The organism is Actinomyces bouchesdurhonensis (genome assembly GCF_900128465.1).
In the GTDB taxonomy this organism is placed as follows: Bacteria; Actinomycetota; Actinomycetes; order Actinomycetales; family Actinomycetaceae; genus Pauljensenia; species Pauljensenia bouchesdurhonensis.
The window spans coordinates 406,823-427,474 of the sequence record NZ_LT635869.1 but is presented as its reverse complement, the minus strand read 5'-3'; the positions used below and the strand labels follow the sequence as shown (position 1 = coordinate 427,474).

The following is a 20,652-nucleotide window of genomic DNA, read 5'->3' as shown; positions in this document are numbered from 1 at the left end:
GGGCGGGCGCTGGTGGGCGGCGCTGGTGGCGACGGGCGTGACCGTCGCGGTGCACCTGTTCAGCGGTCGCAAGCTCCTGTGGAGCGTCGGAGCTGGCACGGTCACCTACATTGCGCTGCTGAACTGGCTCTGATGAACTGGCTCTGAGCCCCCTCCCCCAAAGTCGCACGTAATTTAACTTGGTCATTTTTCGAGACATCCCACAAACGTTGCAATTCCAACGACACGATTTCAAAGTCTGAAATACTCGCAAGGGAATTACGTGCGACATTGTTGGGGAACCATGCGGGATAGGCTGCCGCGACAGGCCCCCACTGGAGTCCCGACGAGAACGCGCGGCGGGAGGACCCAGCTGCGGCGCCAGTGGGTGTCGGCTGGACCCGGCCAAGCTTCGAGCCCAGCGCCAGATAAATATCGCACGTAATTTAACTTGGTCATTTTTCGAGACACCCCACAAACGTTGCAATTCCAACAACATGATTTCAAAGTCTGAAATACTCGCGGGGGAATTACGTGCGACATTGTTGGGGAACCATGCGGGATAGGCTGCCACCACGCACAGCCCGAGCGGAAGGCGCCGAAGGGCCCGAGCGGAAGACGCCGAAGGACCCGAGCAGATAGACACCACACCCCAACCCCGCGCCCCCTAAAAGTCGCACGTAATTTAACTTGGTCATTTTTCGAGACATCCCACAAACGTTGCAATCCCAACGACACGATTTCAAAGTCTGAAATACTCGCGGGGGAATTACGTGCGACATTGCTGATCGACAGCCACGACTGGCCTCCACGCAGCAAGCCGCCCCGCCCGGATGCCGCCCGACAACAAACGGGCGGGGCGGCACGGCAGCAAAACCGCTACCATTGTGTCCATGCACACAGCGTCGTACCTGCACCACGGACACACGGTCTACGAGCATCGCCTTCAGGTCCCCCTCGATCACCTGCGCCCGATCGGCGAGGACAATCCGACGATCGAGATCTTCGCGCGCGAGGTCGTGCGCAAGGGCCACGAGGACTCCCCCTACGCGGTATTCCTGCAGGGCGGCCCGGGCTACCCGAGTCCGCGTTTCGGTACGTTTACCGGCGGGTGGATGAATCGCCTCCTGCAGGACTATCGCGTGGTGCTCCTCGATCAACGAGGCACGGGCCAGTCCACGCGCATGGACGCCCAAGCGCTCTCCCACCTAGCAACAGATGAGGAGAAAGCAGCCTACCTGCGTTACTTCCGCCAAGACCAGATCGTCTACGACGCGGAGGCACTACGCCGCGAGCTGTGCGGTGATGATCCATGGACGACGCTGGGCCAGTCCTTCGGCGGCTTCATCACGACCTCGTACCTGTCGCTGGCCCCCCAGGGCCTGAAGGCCAGCCTGATCACGGGAGGCCTGCCCGGCCTCGTCCACGTGGACGACATCTATCACCTCACCTATGAGCGCACGGCGGCACGCAACCGCGCGTACTTCCGTCGCCATCCGGGCGATGAGCGCACGGTACGTGAGCTGTGCGCGCACCTGGCGGACACGGAAGAGACGTTGCCGACGGGTGAGCGCCTCTCGCCCGCGCGCCTGCGCATGATCGGCATGATGCTCGGCGGGCAGGGCAACACGGACCAGCTGCACTACCTGCTGGAGGGCCCGTGGACGTCCGTTCGTGGGCAACGCAGGCTCTCTTCGCAGTTCCTGGCGGCGATCGGCGCGCAGGTGGACGTGGCCCCGATTTACGGGGTGTTCCAAGAGTACATTTACGCGTGCGCGACGCCGTCTCTGGCGGGCACGGCGACCCTGTGGGCGGCGGATCGCTTGGCCGAGGAGATCCCGGGCTTCGCGAAGGACGCGGATCCGCTGGACGAAAGCGAGCCGTTCTACCTGACAGGAGAGCATTTCATGCGCCGCGTCTTCGACGAGGACCCGGGCTTGGCGCCCCTAAAGGGCGTCGCAGAGATTCTCGCGTCGACGACGGAGGCCACGCCCGTGTACCTGCCGGACGTGCTGGCTCAGAACACGGTGCCGGTCGCGGCAGCCGTCTACTACGACGACATGTTCGTGCCGCGCGAGTTCTCCCTGGATACGGGCAACCTGATTGGTGCCTGCCACTACATCACGAACGAATACCAGCATGACGGTTCCGCCTATTCTGGAGGAAAGGTCGTCTCTCACCTGCTTGACCTGCTCGCGGATTGATCCGCGCGACACGAAATGAAAGGATTAACTATGACGTCGCCTCAAACTTGTTCGTGCCCCGTGACAGCGGTGCTGACCCCGACGCGCGCGGCGGGCCTCGCGGTCGGTGCGGGAGCGACGCTCGCCTGGTACGCGCTGCCCGATGTTGTGCGNGGCGCGCAGCTCGGGGAATCGTCCGCCGAGGCGCATGAAGGACAGGCGTACGCCTCGCGGCAGGGTTCGGTTGAACGTGGAGATTTGGACAGCCATGTAGACGCGAACGCCGACGACGGAGGCGATGTAGAGCAGGAAGACCCCCCAGCGGGCGCCGGGGAAGAGGGATCGGGCGACGCCCACGTAGAAGAGGAGGCAGCACACGCCGGAGGCGGCGGCGAACTTCCCGGCTGTGGTCACCACGGCGCGCACGCGGCGCACCATGGTGCGGTAGGTGGCGGCGACGGGGGGCTGGATTTCGATCTGGTAGGAGGAGCGTCCCGCGCCCCTGAGGGGGCGCAGCAGGCTGTCGTATGCGAGCTTCGTTTCCTCGCAGTCGGGGTTGAGTTTGTTGGCCAGGCGGAAGGCCCATTGCGCGGCGTCGGGGTTGACGGGTTCCCAGACGCGCCCGTAGGCCATGAGGAGTTCGATGTCGTTTCGGTAGGTGTCGGTGGCGAGGTCGGCGGGGCCGCGTGCTTCCTCGTATCGTCCGAGGGCGACCAGGGCGAGGGGTAGTTCGCGCGCGCTCGCGGGGTTGTCGGGGGGGATGCGCGCGNGCCGATAGCAGGCGTCATCGCCGATGACGTCGATGCGTTCGAGGATGGTGAGGGCGGCCTCGTAGTCGTGTGTGGCGAGCGCGGCGTCGGCGTCGGCGAATGTGGGCGTCGTCATGGCGGATACGATACCGCCCACATGCCCACCTGCGTGAGCGCGTCCACGAAACGCACCTGCCCGGGTGGGCGCGCCTAGCGTACCCCGCGGGTATCCTGGTTGGAGCACGCGAGGCTACCCCGGCCTCGTGAGTCCATCACGTAACCATAGGAGCCCCCATGGCGACCGAGCCCGTGTTCGAGGCCATCAACTGGAACAAGATCCAAGACGATAAGGACCTTGAGGTCTGGGATCGCCTGACGGGTAACTTCTGGCTGCCTGAGAAGATTCCGCTTTCGAACGATCTGCCGAGCTGGAAGACCCTCACCAGGGACGAGCAGCTCATGACGAATCGCGTGTTCACGGGCCTGACCCTCCTTGACACGCTGCAGGGCACGGTCGGCGCGGTGTCGCTGATCCCGGACGCGCGCACCCCTCACGAGGAGGCCGTCTACACGAATATCGCGTTCATGGAGTCGGTGCACGCGAAGTCTTATTCGTCGATCTTCTCCACCCTGCTGTCCACGGAGGAGATTAATGAGTCTTTCCGCTGGTCGAACGAGAACGCGGCGCTGCAGAAGAAGGCTGAGATTGTCAAGTCGTACTACGACGGCGACGACGCGGAGAAGCGTAAGGTCGCTTCGACGATGCTCGAGTCTTTCCTGTTCTACTCGGGTTTCTACGCGCCCATGTACTGGAGCTCGCACGCGAAGCTGACGAACACGGCTGACCTGATTCGTCTCATTATCCGCGACGAGGCCGTCCACGGCTACTACATCGGCTACAAGTACCAGCTGGCCGTAGGCGAGTCGAGCCAGGAGCGCCAGGATGACCTGCGCGACTACACGTATTCGCTGCTGTACGAGCTCTACGAGAACGAGGAGCAGTACACGGAGGACCTGTACGATCCGCTGGGCCTGACCGAGGACGTGAAGAAGTTCCTGCGGTACAACGCGAATAAGGCGCTCATGAACCTGGGGTATGAGGCCTTGTTCCCGCACGACGCGACTGACGTGAACCCGGCTATTCTGGCGGCCTTGAGTCCGAACGCGGACGAGAACCATGATTTCTTCTCCGGTTCCGGCTCGTCCTACGTGATGGGCGAGGTCGTGGACACGGAGGACGAGGACTGGGATTTCTGATCCGATCGGGCATCTGATCGCCGGTGGTGCGGCCCGGGCGCGGTTCGCGGGGGTCTCGCTCGTGATGTCGGCGCGGGCTGCTCAGTATCCGCGATACGTGGGTGGCGCCGTCCTGGCGCTTGCAGTCTGATCGTGCTTGCCTGTCGTCACCACCAGACGACGTTCTTAGACTTTGTATCCTCCACCACACTTAATATCACACGCGCAACATCTACATCAGTCGCCACAGACGCATCATGACGCGGTATTCCCCGTCATGACGCGCCTTGCCAGCGAGCACAATCACCTCCCGACAACACGAACATCACGACTGATGGGTTACCCACACTAATTATCGCAGCTAAACTGGGAACGGAAGCAGCCTCGCTTCCACACACAACGTACGTCGCGCACATCGCGCGGGGGAATGAGGAGAACACGACTATGAGTATCTTCGACCGCTTCGAGAGCGCCGTCGAGCGAGGCGTCAACGGCGCCTTCTCACGCGTGTTCCGGTCGGGGATCAAGCCCGTGGACATCACCACGGCGATCCGCCGCGCCATGGACGAATCCGTCCAAGAAGTCTCCGCCTCACGCATCATCGCCGCGAACCACTTCACCGTCTACGCCTCGCGCACAGACCTCACCTCCCTCGAGGCATCCCTCGACGTCCTCGCCGACGAGTTCGCCCAGCAGGCCACCGAACACGCCGCCTCCAACGGCTACTCCCTCCTCGGACCCGTCACCATCGAGTTCATCGCCGACGCCTCCGAACCCAGCGGCACCCTGAAGGTCGACGCCGAAAACCGCCGAGGACCCGCCGCCCCCGCCACGGCCTCGTCCGCGTCCCCCGAACACCCGATCATCGACGTCGACGGCGAAAAGTGGCTCCTCACAGAACCCGTCACCGTCATCGGACGAGGCTCCGAAGCCGACATCGTCGTCAACGACTCCGGCGTCTCACGCCGCCACCTCGAACTACGCATCACACCCACCGGAGTGATCGCCACCGACCTGGGTTCCACCAACGGGACCTTCGTTGAAGGCCACCGGATCGACGCAGCGACCCTGCTCGACGGCAACCAGATCGTCATCGGACGTACCAAGATCCTCTTCTGGACACACCCAGACCAGAGCGGAGTTTAATGAAGTGACCACTGACCTCGCATTTACCGTCTTCCGCATCGGGTTCCTGGTGCTGCTCTGGCTCCTCGTGCTCGCGGCAGTCAACACGCTGCGACGCGACATCTTCGGCACCGTGGTCACCCCGCGCGGCAAGGGACGCGACAAGGCCGCTTCACGCCGTAAAGCCTCGCGAAACAAACGCAAGGATAAGAAGCGCACCTCCACCAACCCACTGGCCCCCAAGGACCTCCTCGTCACAGGAGGCCCCCTCGTAGGCACCATGCTGCCCCTGGGCGAAGCCCCCATCGTCATCGGTCGCTCCCCAGCGTGCACCCTCGTCCTCGAAGACGAATACGCGTCCAGCCGCCACGCAGCACTCACCCCCCAATCCGACGGCTGGTGGATCGAAGACCTCTCCAGCCGAAACGGAACATTCATCGACGACGAGCGCTTAAACACCCCTCGCCAGCTCAAGGTCGGCGACATCATCCGCATCGGCCAGACCACGCTCGAATTGGTGGGTTGACATGTCAGCAAAAGCCGTCCAATTCCACTACGCCGCCCGCTCCGACGTGGGCCTCGTGCGCTCCAACAACCAGGACTCCGGCTACGCCGGCGCTAACCTCCTGATCCTCGCCGACGGCATGGGCGGACCAGCCGGCGGCGACATCGCGTCCTCGGTAGCCCTGGCGCACCTGGTACCCCTCGACACGGACTCACACCCCGCAGACTCGATGCTGCCCCTCCTGCGAGAGGCACTCCTCGACGCACACGAGGAACTCACCGACCGCTCCAGCCGCGACCGCGACCTCGAAGGCCTAGGCACCACCTGCATCGCCCTCATGCGCTCCGGCAACCGCCTGGCCATGGTCCACATCGGCGACTCGCGCGCCTACGTGCTGCGCGGCGACACCCTCACGCAGGTCACGACCGACCACTCATTCGTCCAATACCTGGTCGACACCGGCCAGATCACGCCCGAAGAAGCCGAACACCACCCCAACCGCAACGTGGTGCTGAAAATCCTCGGCGACGCACAGGCGGACGTGGCACCCGATGAAACCATCCGCACCGCAGTCGTCGGCGACCGTTGGATGCTGTGCTCCGACGGCCTGTCCGGCCTGGTCTCCCCCGAGACGATCGGCCAAGTCATGGCCGACTTCAAGGACCCCGGCGAGTGCGCAGAAGAACTCATCCGCCTGGCCCTCCTGGCCGGCGGCCCAGACAACATCACCTGCGTCATCGCGGACATCGTCCCCGCCGGCACCTACCCGCCCGCGCCCCCGCAGATCGTCGGCGCCGCAGCCATCGACCGCAACGCTAAGTCACGCGGAGGCGAAGGGGCGGCAGCCCGCGCGGCCGCTCTGGGAGCAAAAGCCTCGGGCGGTGTGACTGACGACGGCGACGCCCCCCTCGAACTCAAACCACATTCCTCCTGGTGGACGCCCATATTCGTCTCCCTCGTCACCGTCCTGGTGATCGCGGCCTCCTGGATGTCGTGGAAATGGACGCAGACACAGTACTACGTGATCGGCCAGGACGGCTACGTCGTCATCTACCAGGGCATCCCCCAGTCGATCGGCCCGTGGAAACTCTCCCACGCGATCGAGGTCTCCGACGTCGCACTGTCCGACCTGCCCCCCGTCGACCAGCAGCGCCTCGAAACCCCGGTCCTGCGCTCCACGCGCGCGGACATCGACGCCTACATCGCGGGTCTGAAGCGCTCCGCGGTGACGCCAGCGCCTACGCACGAACAGTCCGGCGCCCAGAACCCCCAGTCGGGTGAGGGGCAATCGGGCGCACAGAGCGGAGGCAACTCCTGATGGCAACCGTCTCGATCGCCCCCGCCCGTCCGCGCCGTTTCCTTGAGCTGGGCCTCATGGTGCTGGCCCTCGCGGTCGGCATTTCCGGCTACGTGCTCACCTCCCTGAACTACACGGGCGCGGTTCCCGCGAACCTACTGCCACAGGTCGGCGTGCTCGTCGCGCTCGCCATCATCGGCGAGATCGGCGTTCATTTCCTGGCCCCCTACGCGGACCCCGTGATCCTGCCGGTCGCGGTAGCTCTCACGGGGTTGGGTCTGGCGATGATCTATCGCCTCGACCTGTCGTACGCGCGCAGGGACGAGGCCGTGGTTGGTTTCCGGCAGGCGTTGTTCGTGGGCATCGCGATCGTCATCGCGGCCGTCATTTTGGTGATGCTGCGCGACCACCGGATGGCGCGCCACTACACCTACACCTTCGGCGTGCTCTCTCTTCTCCTGCTGCTGCTCCCCATGATCCCCGGCCTCGGCCAGGAGACTTACGGCGCGCGCGTGTGGATTCACCTGGGACCCGTCTCGATTCAGCCGGGCGAGCTAGTGAAGATCACGCTGGCCATCTTCTTTGCGGGCTACCTGGTGACGAACCGCGACAACCTGGCCATCGGAGGACGCAAGTTCCTGGGCATGCGCCTGCCGCGCGGACGCGACCTCGGCCCGATCATGGTGGTGTGGATGATCGGCATCGCCATCCTCGTGCTCCAGCGCGACCTGGGAACCTCCCTGCTGTTCTTCGGCCTGTTCGTCGCCATGCTGTATGTGGCCACGAACCGAGTGTCCTGGCTCGTCATCGGTTTTACGTTGTTCGTGCCCGCCGTGGCCATCGCTGTTCACTCGTTCAGCCACGTCCAGACACGCTTCAACATCTGGCTGCGCGCCCTGGATCCCGACGTCTACGAGAACGGCTCCTACCAGCTCGTGCAGGGCCTCTTCGGCCAGGCGTCCGGTGGCCTCATGGGCACCGGGTGGGGCCGCGGATACCCACAGCTTGTCCCGCTGGCTAACTCTGATTTCATCCTCTCGTCTTTCGCCGAAGAGCTGGGCCTGACGGGCATGGCTGCGATTCTCGTCCTGTACCTGATCCTCATCCAGCGTGGGCTGCGTGCCGCCTTGACGGTACGCGACGGCTTCGGCAAGCTCCTGGCGACCGGCCTGAGCTTTTCGCTGGCGATTCAACTGTTCGTGGTTCTTGGTGGCATCACGCGCATCATCCCGCTGACCGGCCTGACGGCACCGTTCCTGGCCGCTGGTGGTTCCTCTATGGTCTCGTCGTGGATCACCGTTGCTTTGCTGATCCGTGTCTCCGACGCCGCGCGTCGTCCGGCTTCGACGCCGGCTCCGTGGAACTCGGGAATCCAGCCGGCCGTAGGAGTGGGTGAGTAGCGCGTGAACGCACAGATCCGCAAGATTTTCGTCATTGTCCTGCTGATGTTTGCCATGCTCGGCCTGGGCATCACGAACACGCAGTTCATTTCTGCTTCCTCGCTCAATGAGGATCCGCGCAACCAGCGGACGATCCTGCACGCGGCCGAGACCGACCGCGGACCCATCATCGTAGACAAGACTGCGATCGCCTCCTCCGACCTCGAAGACGGCTCGAAGCGCTACACGCGCTCCTACACCGATGGTCCGCTCTACGCGTCAGTCACGGGCTATTTCTCCTCCGTGGGCAGCGCGTCCACGGGCATCGAAGCAGCCGAGGAGGACGTCCTCGATGGACAGTCACAGACCCTTCTTGGTCAGCGCCTGCGCAACCTCCTGACCGGCCAGAATCGTCAGGGTGGCGGCGTCGAACTGACGTTGAACTCCTCCATGCAAAAGGCTGCAGCCGACGCTCTTGGCGATCGAAAGGGTGCCGTCGTGGCCCTGGACGCTACGACCGGAGCGGTCCTGGCGATGTATTCTTCGCCCACCTACGACCCGAACGAGCTGGCCTCCTCGGACGCCACCGAGGTGTCTGCCGCGTTCGCGTCCCTGTCGAACGACGCCGATAGCCCGCTCGTCAACCGCGCGATCGGCGCACGCTACGCGCCCGGCTCCACCTTCAAGGTTCTCACCACGATCGCGCTCATCGAAAACGGCGTCGCCACGCCCGAGACACGCATGCCGTCGCCGGTGTCGGCGACCCTGCCGAACACCGCCACTAACGTCTCCAACATCGAGTCCTCCACCTGCGGCGACGGCAACCCGACGCTGACCGAAGCCTTCGCCCGCTCATGTAACACGACCTTCGTGCTGGCCTCCGAGCAGCTGACCAACCAGCAGCTCACGGACGTGACCAACCGATTCGGATTCGGGCGCGAATCGCAGATCCCGCTGAACGTCACGCCCTCGGTGTTCCCCTCCGATACGGATGCCGCCCAGCTCGCCATGAGCGCAATCGGCCAGTACACGGTTCAGACCACGCCCCTCCAGATGGCACAGGTCGCGCAGACGGTTGCCAACGGCGGCCAGATGATGGCCCCGTATCTGATCCAGTCAATCGTCGACGCCGACAACCAGGTCGTGCGTACAACCAGTCCGACGGACGCAGGACGACCGATTTCTTCTGACACTGCCTCCCAGCTATCAACCATGATGCAGGCCGTCGTCTCTTCGCCCTACGGTACAGGCACCACGATGGCGCTGCCCAACGTCGCAGTCGCCGCAAAGACCGGCACCGCGGAGACCGGCAAGGGCGACCGCGCGAACGCGTTGGCCATCGGCTTCGCACCCGCGGACAAGCCCCAGATCGCCTTCGCCGTCCTCGTNGACACGCAGGAGAACGCCGCCAAGGACACCACGGCCTCGTCTCAGACCTCGACGAGCACAGGATCCACGCCTCGCGTGTTGGGGACAGTTCCCCAGCCGCGCGCGAAAAAGAAGTCCTCCACGGCTTCCACGCGCCCACGCCGCTCCGTCTTTGAACCGCGTTCAGAAAAGAAGACGCGCCGCCCAAAGTGGCACGAACTGGATGCGCGCTCCGCAGAGCAGAAACGACCGGCGGCAAAAACCGCATACTCGCGCAGTGTCGTCGCCCCGCCAGTCCCAACAGTTAAGAAAGTAATCCGCTGGGTGGTCGTCACACTCATCGTGATTGCGTTGATTGCACTCGCAGCCGTTACGATCAGACACATGCTGAGCTCCCTCATCCAATCAAACGCGGGAGCAACCATCACCGAGGAGGTTAGGACATGGCACAGCCCATGGCCCACCGTCTAGCTGGCCGATACGAGGTCCGCTCGCTCATCGGGCGTGGCGGAATGGCCGAAGTCCATCTGGGCTTCGACACTCGCCTATCGCGCGTCGTCGCCATCAAAATGCTGCGACGCGACCTGGCGCTGGACTCGATCTTCCAGGCACGGTTCCGCCGCGAAGCTCAGTCGGCTGCGTCACTGAATCACCCGAACATCGTCGCCGTGTACGACACCGGCGAGGAAATCATCGAGGATGCGAACAACCGGTCCATCGCCGTGCCCTACATCGTCATGGAGTACGTTGAGGGACACACCGTCAAGGACCTCATCTCCGACGGCACAGCCGTGCCGATCAACGAAGCCATCGAAATCGTCTCCGGCGTCCTGTCCGCCCTGCAGTACTCGCACGCCAACCACCTGGTGCACCGCGACATCAAGCCCGGCAACATCATGCTGACCTCGGAGGGCAAGGTCAAAGTCATGGACTTCGGCATCGCCCGAGCCTTGACCGATTCACAGGCCACGATGACACAGACCAACGCTGTCGTCGGCACCGCACAGTACCTGTCCCCCGAGCAGGCACGCGGCGAGACCGTGGATGAGCGCTCCGACCTGTACTCCACCGGCGTCGTCCTCTTCGAGCTACTCACGGGCCGCCCGCCCTTCAAGGGCGACTCCGCGGTCGCCGTCGCCTACCAGCATGTTGAGCAGATCCCGCCCACGCCCTCGTCGATTCTTTCCGACATCCCGGACTCGCTCGACCGCGTCGTCCTGAAAGCCCTGGCGAAGAACCGCGACGACCGCTACCCGAGCGCCGCCGCCATGCTCGCCGACCTGCAGCGCGTCGCACGCGGCCTGGATGTGGGCGCGCCGCCCGCCGACTCGTGGGCGACTGAGGTCTTGCCCTCCGCCGGCGCCGCGCGCACCGCCGCCACTGCCCCGCTGGCCGCGGTTCACACCCCGGTGGGCACCCCCACCCACTCGGGCGTAGCGGCGACTTCCACGTCCCTTCCCGCAGTCGCAACCGAGGATGAGGCGGCACACGAGGCCACCAAGGCCCGTAAGCGCCGCACCGCGATCATCATCGCGTCGCTCGTCCTNGCACGCCTGCCAGATAACCAGCTCTGTTGGCAGGTGCTGTGCTGCGACGCGACGCGGGCTTCACTGCATGCGGGCGCGGCCAACACACGCGGCGGGAAAACAAGCCCCTGACGCGGATAGGTTGTGACGATGTGGATAGGTTATTGACATCCGGATAGGTTAATAAGCTATCCACATACGCGTAACCTATCCGGATGCTCGTAACCTATCCGCATGCACGCGCCCACAAGCACACCTGCGGCACGATAGCTGCCACGCGGACTGCAGAACCTACAGCTTGAAGCGCTCCGCGACGACGGGCTTGAGGGACACGGCAAGCTCGCGCGCGTCGGCATCACCGCAGGCGGCCAGCCAGTTGGCGAACATGAGGTGACCGGACTGGGTCATGACGGACTCGGGGTGGAACTGGACGCCCTCGAGGGGCAGGGAGCGGTGGCGCACGCCCATGATGATGCCGGACTTCGTGGTCGCGGAGACCTCGAGCTCGTCGGGCACGGTCGCGGGGTCGATCGTGAGGGAGTGGTAGCGGGTGACGGTTAGCGGCGATGGGACGCCCTCGAACACGCCGCACCCGTCGTGGGTGATGACGGAGGTCTTGCCGTGCATGAGCTCGGGGGCGTGCCCAACGGTCGCGCCGAATAGCTCGCCGAGGGCCTGGTGGCCCAGGCACACGCCCAGCATCGGGATCTCGCGCTCGGCGCAGTCGGCGATGGTCTGAAGGGAGGCGCCGGCGCTCTTGGGGTCGCCGGGTCCGGGGGAGATGAGGACGCCGTCGTAGTCGGCCTCGAACCACGCGGGGTCCACGACGTCGTTGCGCACGACGTCCACGACGGCGCCCAGGTGGCGCAGGTAGCCTACGATCGTGAAGACGAACGAGTCGTAGTTGTCGACGCAGAGGATTCTCGCCATCGCCGGTCCTTTCATGTACGAGGCCGTGGCCCCTTCTCCGGCCTCCATCGTAGGGCGCTCCCCCAGCGGGCGCGCGGGCGCTGTCCGACAAACGAGCGGTGCGGCGCACCAAGCGTGAGCGCCGAGAGCTGCGGCATGGAAAGCGGCGAAGTGCTCACGAAAGACATGCGGAGACGATCCCGCACACGCGGGTTGGGCGGACTGCGCAGCCGTCAGCCACGGTTCACGCCCCCACGCCCGTGGATACGAAACGAGGCCGGGGTGGCCACGGCCTCGTCCATTTCCAGGGTGAGCGGTTCAGGCGCCGCCGACGGAGGACTGTCCCAGTTCCAGGTAGGACTGGACCCAGGGGTAGACCCAGGTGAAGAGGGCTGCGACGGCCGCGCCGATGAGGGCCAGGGATTCGATGATTTTGAACCAGGTGGGGCCGGGCAGGTGGCGGAAGATCCATGCGTACATGTGGGGTCCTTCAGTTCGTGGGTTCGTCGACGAGTTCGGCGGGCACGCCCGTGTCCTTGGGGGTCCAGGATTCGAACTTGAGGTGGACGATGTAGCGCTGCCAGTTGCCGTATTCGGGGTGGCAGGTGGTCATGGTCATCCAGCGTTCGGTGGGGACTTCGGACCAGGATTCGTCGTTGATGACGGGGGCGACGACGCGCATCTGGGTGGGGTCGGTGGCGTCGATGATCTCGGAGGAGACCATGGAGTACACGAGGTAGCGGTCGTCGACTTCCACGACGACTTTGTCGCCTGGGGTGAGGCGGTCGATCCAGCGGAAGTTGTTGCCGTAGGTGCGGCGGTGGCCGGCGACGGAGAAGTTGCCGACGCCGCCGGGCTGGGTGGTCATGTCGTAGTGGCCGGCCCAGCCCTGGTCGAGCACGTAGGGGGTGGTGCCTTCGGCGAGGGGGATTTTCATCCAGTCCCAGGTGGGCACGTGGATGATGCCGTAGACTTCGCCGTCGCCGACTTCGCGGTCGAAGGCGGGCGGGTCGTCGGTGCGGATTTCGCCTTGGGTGCGTTTGGAGGGCTGGTGTTCTTCCTCGTACGAGGCGATGGTCTGGGAGACCTGTCCGGAGACTTGGTAGGTCGTCCAGTAGAGCTGCCAGACGGAGAAGAGGCCGATGACGAACGCGAAGGTGATGAGCAGTTCTCCGACGACACCGACGATGTTCCAGAAGATGGTGGAGCGTTTGTTCTGTGTCGGAGTCGCTGAGGCGACGTGTTCACCCATTCGTGTCCTCCACGGTTGCGTAGTTGACGGTCAACGAGGTTGTTGCGGGAGCGAAGCTGAGGGAGTCTTTTGTCTGCATGTCCCACCCGAGGCCGTATTTTGTCACGTAGGCTTGATAGTTCACCATACGTGGGTTTGCGGTAACCGTCGCGCGCAGGGTGTCAGGATCGCCGATTGCTTGAATCACATAGGGCGGCGAATAGCTAGTTCCGTCGACCAGGATGACGTTGCCGATGCATCGGATGACGGTTCGGTTGGTGATGCGTACGCCCTGGACGGTCATGGCTTCGGCGCCGCCGGCCCACAGGGCGTTCATGGTGTCTTCGATGTCCTGCTGGTGGATGACGAGGTCGTTGGCGGTCGCGCCGACAGGAATCTGTCCGGTGGGAGCGTCGGAGAGCGTGATTTGAATGCCAGGTCCCGAGACAGGGCGGTTGGATTTGGCGGTGAAGGCGTCTTCGTCTGGTGTGGCAGACTGGGGGGTGGTGGAGAAGCTCTGAACCTGCGCGTCGAGGGTGGAGACCTCGTTTTGGAGGGCGGTGACTTGGGCTTGTCGGGTGCGCACGAGGGTTGCCAGGTCTGAGGTTCCGGCGGGGTTTTTGCGCTCGTTGAGGGAGGAGACGGAGAAGAGGATGCCGGAGGCGATGGTGACGGCGAGGACGGCGGCCGCGTGACGGGTGTTGCGTGGGCGCATTGTTTCCCTTCCGTGGCGCTGCGTTTTGGTGGTTTCTAGGTCGAAGACTACGCTAGAGTGTCGACTAATTCATCACCGCCGGGCGGTTTGTCTTCCCGCGCGGGCCAGCAGAGAGGACCCGACGTGGCCGAATCGAAGAAGCGTAAAAAGAATGGGCGCGAGGTTGAGGACGATACCGAGATCAAGAATTGGACGGACGGTATTCCGCTCAGTCCGGTGTGGTGGGCGCCGACGTTCTTGACCCTCATGATTGTGGGGTTGCTGTGGGTCGTCGTGTATTACATTTCGCAGGGCACGTACCCGATTCCGAAGCTGGGCGCGTGGAATATCGCGGTGGGCCTGGGCACGATGATGGTGGGTTTCCTGATGACGTTGCGCTGGCGGTGACGGGCGCGCGTCGTTTCGCGAGAAATCTGAGTTCGGGGCGTTCCGGCTGCGGCCGGGGCGCCCCACTTCGCGTCCCCCTCGACGAGGCTGGGGCGGGCTATGCGGACGCACGCGCCGCCATGTCAACAAGTCTGGTAGCGTCGTCGCATGGATACTATGTCACGCAACACACATCCGGACGTTGCGCCACCCGTCCTCTACGCCCCGGTCGCTCAGCGGGAGGACGGCGAGATCAGCTTTGCGCTGGTGCACATGTTTGATACGACACGCGTCCTTCTCGCGCGAACGCGTAAATAATACCTTGTGGCATTTGCCGTACTACATCGGGTTTGACTGGTGATACCGCTCACCGCTCCCAGGTTTCGTCTTCCTGACGACAAGACCCCTCCCACGCCGCGCGCGCAGGATCGGCGGAAGTGGCGCATGGTGCCCGTGGGTGTCGCAATCGTTGCGATCGGGATTGGCGCCGCGCTCGTTGCGCAGTGGGCCGTGCAGAACCATCGTCTTCAAGGCTCACAGTTCTCACTCACATGTCTGTCACTCTATGCCGCCGCTACTCTGCCGAATATAGCCGAGCGAAGTCTTCATCCGATGTCCAGGCCACGCCCACGATTCGTGAATTCATCAATTGTGATTCCCGGGAGCTACGAGCAAATAGGGCTTGTTCTGACGGGCTGCTTGCTGTGGTTGTCGACCGTCGTCACGCTCGTGCTGGGTTTGATGATGCGCCAACCATTGAGCGCCATCGCCGTGGCGTGCGCGACCGCGTGTTTTGCATATATGTTCGGTACGAGCTCGCCGCTCGCGGATCTGCGGATAGCCTTCGGTGACCGGCAGACGACGACTCTGACTGAAGAGGGGATTCACTTTCACTATCCACCCCTCCTGTCGACTGAGGAACACAAGCGGAACACGGAGGTGTGGGTCCACTGGAAGGACCATCTCGCCATCGGCTCGGTAGACGACGTGAACATTGTGTTTTCCGGTGATCTCACCCATCAGGGACGTTGGACGATCTCCTCTCACCATCTCGGGCTGCCCTACACGGGCCTCGATGCCCTGATGCGTCACTTCGGCGCGCACCCCGAGGACCGTCCCCTCCTATCCTCGCCCGAAGGAGTCACCCTGGTAGCGCGCATCCTCAAGGATGCCCGCGCACGCCTGGCAGGAGGTGCAGAGGAAGGGGCCGACTAGCCACGCATGGCCCGCGGCCCGTCACCGCGCGGGGCTCGAGGGCCCCGGACCACGGTGTGGGTGCCGGAGACGAACGCGAAGACACGAGGCTGGGGCCGACAACCGGGCCACAGCCTCGTTCGCGCGTCAGGGGCGGCTGNTGCGGATAAGGGACGAGGCCGGGGTCGCCCACCCCGCCAACTGCACGCAGCAGCGGGAGTGGCCCCAGCCTCGTCGAAAAAGAGAAGAAAAGGTCAGTCGACGATCTCGATCGAGTTGATGACCTGATCCGTGACGGGGCGATCGTTCGCGCCCGTGGGGGTCGTGGCGATGGCGTCGACGACGCGCTTGGAGGCCTCGTCGGTGACCTTACCGAAAATGGTGTGGTTGCCGAGCAGCCACGGCGTGGGGGCCACGGTGATGAAAAACTGGGAGCCGTTGGTGCCCTTACCCATGCGCTTGCCGGCGTTGGCCATGGCGAGCAGGTAGGGCTCGTTGAAGGTCAGCTCGGGGTGAATCTCGTCGTTGAACTGGTAGCCGGGGCCGCCCGTGCCGGTGCCAAGCGGGTCACCGCCCTGGATCATGAAGCCCGGGATGACGCGGTGGAAGATAGTGCCGTCGTAGAGGGGACGGGAAGTCTTCTGGCCGGTCTTAGGGTCGACCCATTCGCGCTCGCCCTTGGCCAGGGTCACGAAGTTGTTGACGGTATTGGGGGCGTGGTTGGGGAACAGTTCGGCGGTGATGTCGCCGGCGGTGGTGTGAAGAATAGCTTTCATGGGGTTAATGGTTGCATCTTTTCCTGGGTGTTTCCTGTCCGTCACACGGGTCGCGCTGGTGGGTGGGCTGCACATCACAAGCGGATGTAGCACAATAGGAGTGAGTGGCGCGGCCGCGCCCCAGTTAATGTGGACAGAATCGGAGACATCATGGCTACTTCGCCTTCTTTCGATGCAAAAAAGCTGCGCGCTACCTCTGAGCAGCTTCGCGACGCCGCCGCTGTGTACGCCGGGAAGGTTGCCGTCCGGGCCGCCGATCTGGCGAACCAGGGCGTTGATTGGGCTGCGCCCCGCGCGCAGGCCGCCNCGAACAGGCCGAAGACCGCGCCCGACGCCCCCACCGTGCTCACAAAGATCTCGGAGGGCTGGATGAGGCACCAGGCGAGAATGAACGCGGATCCGCCCAGCGCGCTCACCAAGTAGAGCGTCAGGAAGCGCCACCGGCCCATGACCGGCTCGATCGCGCGACCCACCCAGTACAGGGACAGCATGTTGAACAGGATATGCAGCAACCCACCGTGCAAGAACGCGCCGGTGAGGATCGTCCACGGGTGAGACGCGAGAGTCGCGGGCACCAGAGAGAGCGAGGCCTTGAGGGACGGGGACACCGAGGTCACCACATACATGAGGACGCAGATCACCATCATCGAGTAGGTGACAACAGGCGCGCCCGCGGCGCCCGGCGCGCCCAGCCGCGCTTCGGGGACGCGCAGTCCACGCAGATCGAGCGGACCTCGGTGGGGATCGCACAATCCACGCACATGGGCCGGTTGCAGCGCTTGCAGTAGTCCACGCTGCGCACGCCCGGGTGGCGCGGACAGTCGGGGGCGGCCCGCGGGTCAGAGCGCTGGCCGTAGCTCGGCATACTCATAGAATCCCTTTCGTCATGCGGATAAGGGACGAGGCCGGGGTCGCCCACCCCGCCAACTGCACGCAGCAGCGGGAGTGGCCCCAGCCTCGTCGAAAAAGAGAAGAAAAGGTCAGTCGACGATCTCGATCGAGTTGATGACCTGATCCGTGACGGGGCGATCGTTCGCGCCCGTGGGGGTCGTGGCGATGGCGTCGACGACGCGCTTGGAGGCCTCGTCGGTGACCTTACCGAAAATGGTGTGGTTGCCGAGCAGCCACGGCGTGGGGGCCACGGTGATGAAAAACTGGGAGCCGTTGGTGCCCTTACCCATGCGCTTGCCGGCGTTGGCCATGGCGAGCAGGTAGGGCTCGTTGAAGGTCAGCTCGGGGTGAATCTCGTCGTTGAACTGGTAGCCGGGGCCGCCCGTGCCGGTGCCAAGCGGGTCACCGCCCTGGATCATGAAGCCCGGGATGACGCGGTGGAAGATAGTGCCGTCGTAGAGGGGACGGGAAGTCTTCTGGCCGGTCTTAGGGTCGACCCATTCGCGCTCGCCCTTGGCCAGGGTCACGAAGTTGTTGACGGTATTNGCCTCGTCCAAGGAATTCTTTGTGAGGAAACAAGTAGACCGCTCGCACCGCAGGTGCTAGGGTATTCGTTTGTACGGATGCTGTCCGTACGAGCGAAAGAGGAATTGATATGAGCACTGCAAAGACCCGGCGCCTGGACCTGCGCCTCACCGAAGAACAGGATGCACTCATTCGTCGGGCGGCCGAACAGGACGCCCGTAGCATCAGCGATTTCATCCTGTCCACCGTCACGATGGAAGCCCAGCGCCGCCTCGCAGACCAGCGCCTCTTCATCCTGAACGAAGAGGACCACGCCCGCTTCGAAGAGATTCTGCAGGCACCGCCGACGGACGATCCCAAGCTGCGCAAACTCTTTGATCGCCCCTCGCCCCTCGGCACTCACATCAACCTGAGTGCACCGAACGCTTCCGACCACTGATGTACACAACAGTCCTGCAGGAGCCTCGCCCCCTTGAGCGGAGGGATGACCGATCACGCTTCCAGTCGGGAAACGCCGAGATCGACGACTGGTTCCACCGCTTCGCGTGGCAGAATCACAGCGCCGGAAATGCTCGCGTTTTCGTCACAACGCAGGAACCCGAAACGCTCGGCTTCTACGCCCTGGCGATGGGAGCAGAAGAACGTCACAAACTCCCAGATGCTCTCAAACCCGGTCGACGCCCGGACCCGTGTCCCGTCCTGCTCCTTGCACGTCTTGCCGTCGATCAGCGCGCGCAGGGACGAGGCATCGGTGCAGTGCTCCTCAAGGACGCTCTCTCGCGAGCCTACAAGCTCAGCAATGAGGTTGGATTCGCGGCCCTCCTGGTCCACTGCGCCAATGACCAGGCGCGCGAGTTCTACCTCAGCCAATCCTCACAGTTTGTTCCCTGCCCCGGAGCGGAGAACCACCTGATGCTGCCGCTGCGCGCTATGCGCGAGTTCATCGACGCTCTGTGAGATGCCCGATCGGGCACCAATACGACAGGGCCCGGGATCAAAGATCCCGGGCCCTGTGTGCGGTTGATTCAGTTGGCGCCCTCGGTGACGGTCACCTTGAAGTCGGTGGCGACGCCGTCCTTGTCGGTGATGGTCACGGTCACGGGATCCGCGTCCTCACCGGTCACCTTGAGGGGATGCAGAGTGATGATGTTCTTGTCGGGCTTACCCGCGGAAAGAGTCTCAGGATCAGACACCTCAACCTTGTAGTCGGAAGCCTGATCGGACTCGGGGAGCACGACCTTCAGATCGCGCTTGACGGGGACCTTCACGCCCTGATCGCTGATTTCTGCGATGGTGTTCGTGATGGTCCCGACGTTGCTGGGCGTCACGTAGTTGGCGCCGGAATTGGAGCTGCAGCCAGTCAGGGCGGTGATGCCCAGGCCGAGTGCGAGCACTGCTGTGATGATGGAACGCTTATTCATATCCTCAATCATAAGCAGCGACCTTCACAGAACTACGCCGCAGTGCCAACTATTGGGACGACATCCGTCACAGGGACCAGACCAGCGCCCCCGACTCCACCTCTGCCCAGAACGAGGTGGCACACTGCGCCCATTGCTGCGGGAACTGCATCTGCGCACTGTGCGCGCCCCCGCGAATAATGCTCTCGCGCGCACCCAGATCAGAGGCCTCCTCGGCGTACCAGGCGGGCGGCCACACCTCGTCTTGGTCCCCGTACAGCACGTGCACGGGCACGCCCGTCGCTGCGAGCGCAGGAGTGTTGGGATGCAGCTGGGAGAGGATGCGTGCGATGCCGACCAGGTTTTCCGAGGCCGTGTCCAGGGCGCGAACGCGTTGGAATTCCGCCCACCCGACGCCTGGCTTGTCGAACGTCATGTCGGGGAAGTAGGTGCGCAGCACCTGCTCGCGCGCGCCGGGACCCGCGGGCAGGGGGTCGAGGATGGGCAGGGTGTTCATCCAGTCGTAGACGGTGCGCCCCGAGCAGAACAGGGTGACGGAGGCGAAGAGGTCGGGGCGGGCGACGACGGCCGCGCNGTCGCCGTCGAGAACGTTGCGTTCGAGGATCGTGAGCTGCGCGGCGTCGGGCATGGCGGCAGCCGCGAAAGGGAAGTGACCGATGACGGCGACGCGCTTGCCGGCGACGAGGGGCGCGTAGGGGTGGAAGGTGCGCGCCCAGTTGTTTTCCTTGCAGGGGCGGAACCCGTGGGCGAGGGCTCGCACTGGATGGGAGTGGTAGGCGTTGACGGCCGCCATGCCGATGCCGGCGTCCTCGAAGTTCCAGGACTTCGCCAGGGCGGCGACGTCGCGCAGGGGGCGACCGACGAGTTCGGAGGGGTCTTCGGTGGCTCGCGGGCGGGACTGGACGTTCATGCCGAAAGCCATGCCGGCCCCATCCTCGCTGGTGGCGACGCGGCGCCACTTGCCGTCGGTGCGGATCGCCGTGACGGTGATGTCGGAGGGGATCTCGTCGATGAGCTGGTCGTACAGGTCCCAGGGGCTGGTCATGGTCTCTCCTGTGGGGGCGCATGCGGGAGGGCCCGGCGAGACGCCGGACCCTCCCATATTAGGTGACCCTCAGAAAACTTGCCGAGGCCCCCGCGAAAACGACGGCTCCCCGATCACGCGCCGTAGACCTCGACGAGGACGCGGAAAACGAGCGAGTTCAGCGCGACCATGCCCGCGATCATGCCGAGGGCCGCGAGCGCCTGGCGACGATTCTGCGCGGCCTCCGTCACGC

Annotated in this window: 16 protein-coding genes and 5 pseudogenes; 12 read left to right on the top strand and 9 right to left on the bottom strand. The window is 64.2% G+C overall.

Annotation, left to right across the window (positions count from 1 at the left end; all coding sequences use genetic code 11):
* Window positions 1–872: 872 nt before the first annotated feature.
* From BQ7477_RS10415 to pknB, 8 genes and pseudogenes are all read left to right on the top strand, one after another.
* Window positions 873–2,183, top strand: coding sequence for an alpha/beta fold hydrolase (locus BQ7477_RS10415; protein ID WP_073983816.1), 1,311 nt, complete (start codon window positions 873–875; stop codon window positions 2,181–2,183).
* A 1,022-nt stretch (window positions 2,184–3,205) separates the two neighbouring features.
* On the top strand, window positions 3,206–4,168 hold the full coding sequence (gene nrdF / locus BQ7477_RS10405) for a class 1b ribonucleoside-diphosphate reductase subunit beta (RefSeq protein ID WP_073983815.1): 963 nt from the start codon (window positions 3,206–3,208) through the stop codon (window positions 4,166–4,168).
* A gap of 423 nt (window positions 4,169–4,591) precedes the next feature.
* Window positions 4,592–5,293, top strand: a complete 702-nt coding sequence (locus tag BQ7477_RS10400; protein WP_073983814.1) for an FhaA domain-containing protein — start codon at window positions 4,592–4,594, stop codon at window positions 5,291–5,293.
* A 4-nt stretch (window positions 5,294–5,297) separates the two neighbouring features.
* Window positions 5,298–5,798 (top strand): FHA domain-containing protein FhaB/FipA, encoded by a 501-nt coding sequence (locus BQ7477_RS10395; protein WP_073983813.1) that lies wholly within the window; start codon window positions 5,298–5,300, stop codon window positions 5,796–5,798.
* Between the two features lies 1 nt (window position 5,799).
* Window positions 5,800–7,095 (top strand): PP2C family protein-serine/threonine phosphatase, encoded by a 1,296-nt coding sequence (locus BQ7477_RS10390; RefSeq protein WP_073983812.1) that lies wholly within the window; start codon window positions 5,800–5,802, stop codon window positions 7,093–7,095.
* Window positions 7,095–8,474, top strand: coding sequence for an FtsW/RodA/SpoVE family cell cycle protein (locus BQ7477_RS10385; protein WP_073983811.1), 1,380 nt, complete (start codon window positions 7,095–7,097; stop codon window positions 8,472–8,474). Before BQ7477_RS10390 ends, BQ7477_RS10385 begins: the two co-directional genes overlap by 1 nt.
* A 3-nt stretch (window positions 8,475–8,477) precedes the next feature.
* Window positions 8,478–9,857 (top strand): annotated as a pseudogene (locus tag BQ7477_RS10380) (peptidoglycan D,D-transpeptidase FtsI family protein); the annotation flags it as partial.
* A 407-nt stretch (window positions 9,858–10,264) separates the two neighbouring features.
* Window positions 10,265–11,377, top strand: a pseudogene (pknB, locus tag BQ7477_RS10375) (Stk1 family PASTA domain-containing Ser/Thr kinase); the annotation flags it as partial.
* Between the two features lie 261 nt (window positions 11,378–11,638).
* On the opposite strand, the gene BQ7477_RS10370 reads toward pknB, so the two are convergent.
* The 4 genes from BQ7477_RS10370 to BQ7477_RS10360 form a co-directional block, all read right to left on the bottom strand.
* Window positions 11,639–12,325 (bottom strand): anthranilate synthase component II, encoded by a 687-nt coding sequence (locus tag BQ7477_RS10370; RefSeq protein WP_200783519.1) that lies wholly within the window; start codon window positions 12,323–12,325, stop codon window positions 11,639–11,641.
* Between the two features lie 249 nt (window positions 12,326–12,574).
* The gene (locus BQ7477_RS12140; protein WP_200783518.1) at window positions 12,575–12,736 is read right to left on the bottom strand and encodes a hypothetical protein; all 162 of its coding nucleotides are present in this window, start codon (window positions 12,734–12,736) and stop codon (window positions 12,575–12,577) included.
* Window positions 12,737–12,746: 10 nt separating this feature from the next.
* Window positions 12,747–13,508, bottom strand: a complete 762-nt coding sequence (locus BQ7477_RS10365; RefSeq protein ID WP_073983809.1) for a class E sortase — start codon at window positions 13,506–13,508, stop codon at window positions 12,747–12,749.
* Window positions 13,501–14,202, bottom strand: coding sequence for a DUF881 domain-containing protein (locus BQ7477_RS10360; protein ID WP_073983808.1), 702 nt, complete (start codon window positions 14,200–14,202; stop codon window positions 13,501–13,503). Before BQ7477_RS10360 ends, BQ7477_RS10365 begins: the two co-directional genes overlap by 8 nt.
* A 123-nt stretch (window positions 14,203–14,325) precedes the next feature.
* Here BQ7477_RS10360 and BQ7477_RS10355 point away from each other — a divergent pair, with 123 nt between their 5' ends.
* Both BQ7477_RS10355 and BQ7477_RS10350 read left to right on the top strand, forming a co-directional pair.
* Window positions 14,326–14,589 (top strand): cell division protein CrgA, encoded by a 264-nt coding sequence (locus BQ7477_RS10355; protein ID WP_073983807.1) that lies wholly within the window; start codon window positions 14,326–14,328, stop codon window positions 14,587–14,589.
* A gap of 615 nt (window positions 14,590–15,204) precedes the next feature.
* Window positions 15,205–15,783 carry a hypothetical protein gene (locus BQ7477_RS10350; RefSeq protein WP_129582560.1) on the top strand — a complete coding sequence of 193 codons (579 nt, stop codon included), beginning with the start codon at window positions 15,205–15,207 and terminating at the stop codon, window positions 15,781–15,783.
* Between the two features lie 233 nt (window positions 15,784–16,016).
* On the opposite strand, the gene BQ7477_RS10345 is transcribed toward BQ7477_RS10350, so the two are convergent.
* From BQ7477_RS10345 to BQ7477_RS10335, 3 genes and pseudogenes are all read right to left on the bottom strand, one after another.
* The gene (locus BQ7477_RS10345) at window positions 16,017–16,538 is read right to left on the bottom strand and encodes a peptidylprolyl isomerase (RefSeq protein ID WP_073983805.1); all 522 of its coding nucleotides are present in this window, start codon (window positions 16,536–16,538) and stop codon (window positions 16,017–16,019) included.
* Window positions 16,539–16,840: 302 nt separating this feature from the next.
* Window positions 16,841–17,409 (bottom strand): annotated as a pseudogene (locus BQ7477_RS13160) (rhomboid family intramembrane serine protease); the annotation flags it as partial.
* Window positions 17,410–17,518: 109 nt separating this feature from the next.
* Window positions 17,519–17,974 (bottom strand): annotated as a pseudogene (locus tag BQ7477_RS10335) (peptidylprolyl isomerase); the annotation flags it as partial.
* 110 nt (window positions 17,975–18,084) lie between these two features.
* On the opposite strand from BQ7477_RS10335, the gene BQ7477_RS10330 reads away from it, so the two are divergent.
* Window positions 18,085–18,393 (top strand): type II toxin-antitoxin system TacA family antitoxin, encoded by a 309-nt coding sequence (locus BQ7477_RS10330; protein ID WP_073983797.1) that lies wholly within the window; start codon window positions 18,085–18,087, stop codon window positions 18,391–18,393.
* Window positions 18,393–18,911, top strand: a complete 519-nt coding sequence (locus tag BQ7477_RS10325) for a GNAT family N-acetyltransferase (protein WP_073983796.1) — start codon at window positions 18,393–18,395, stop codon at window positions 18,909–18,911. Before BQ7477_RS10330 ends, BQ7477_RS10325 begins: the two co-directional genes overlap by 1 nt.
* A 68-nt stretch (window positions 18,912–18,979) precedes the next feature.
* Here the strand turns inward: BQ7477_RS10325 and BQ7477_RS10320 are convergent, their stop codons facing one another.
* Together BQ7477_RS10320 and BQ7477_RS13295 are read right to left on the bottom strand one after the other, a co-directional pair.
* Window positions 18,980–19,375 carry a hypothetical protein gene (locus BQ7477_RS10320; RefSeq protein WP_084795827.1) on the bottom strand — a complete coding sequence of 132 codons (396 nt, stop codon included), beginning with the start codon at window positions 19,373–19,375 and terminating at the stop codon, window positions 18,980–18,982.
* Window positions 19,376–19,949: 574 nt separating this feature from the next.
* A pseudogene (locus BQ7477_RS13295) lies at window positions 19,950–20,420 on the bottom strand (enolase N-terminal-like fold-containing protein); the annotation flags it as partial.
* Window positions 20,421–20,652 lie beyond the last annotated feature (232 nt).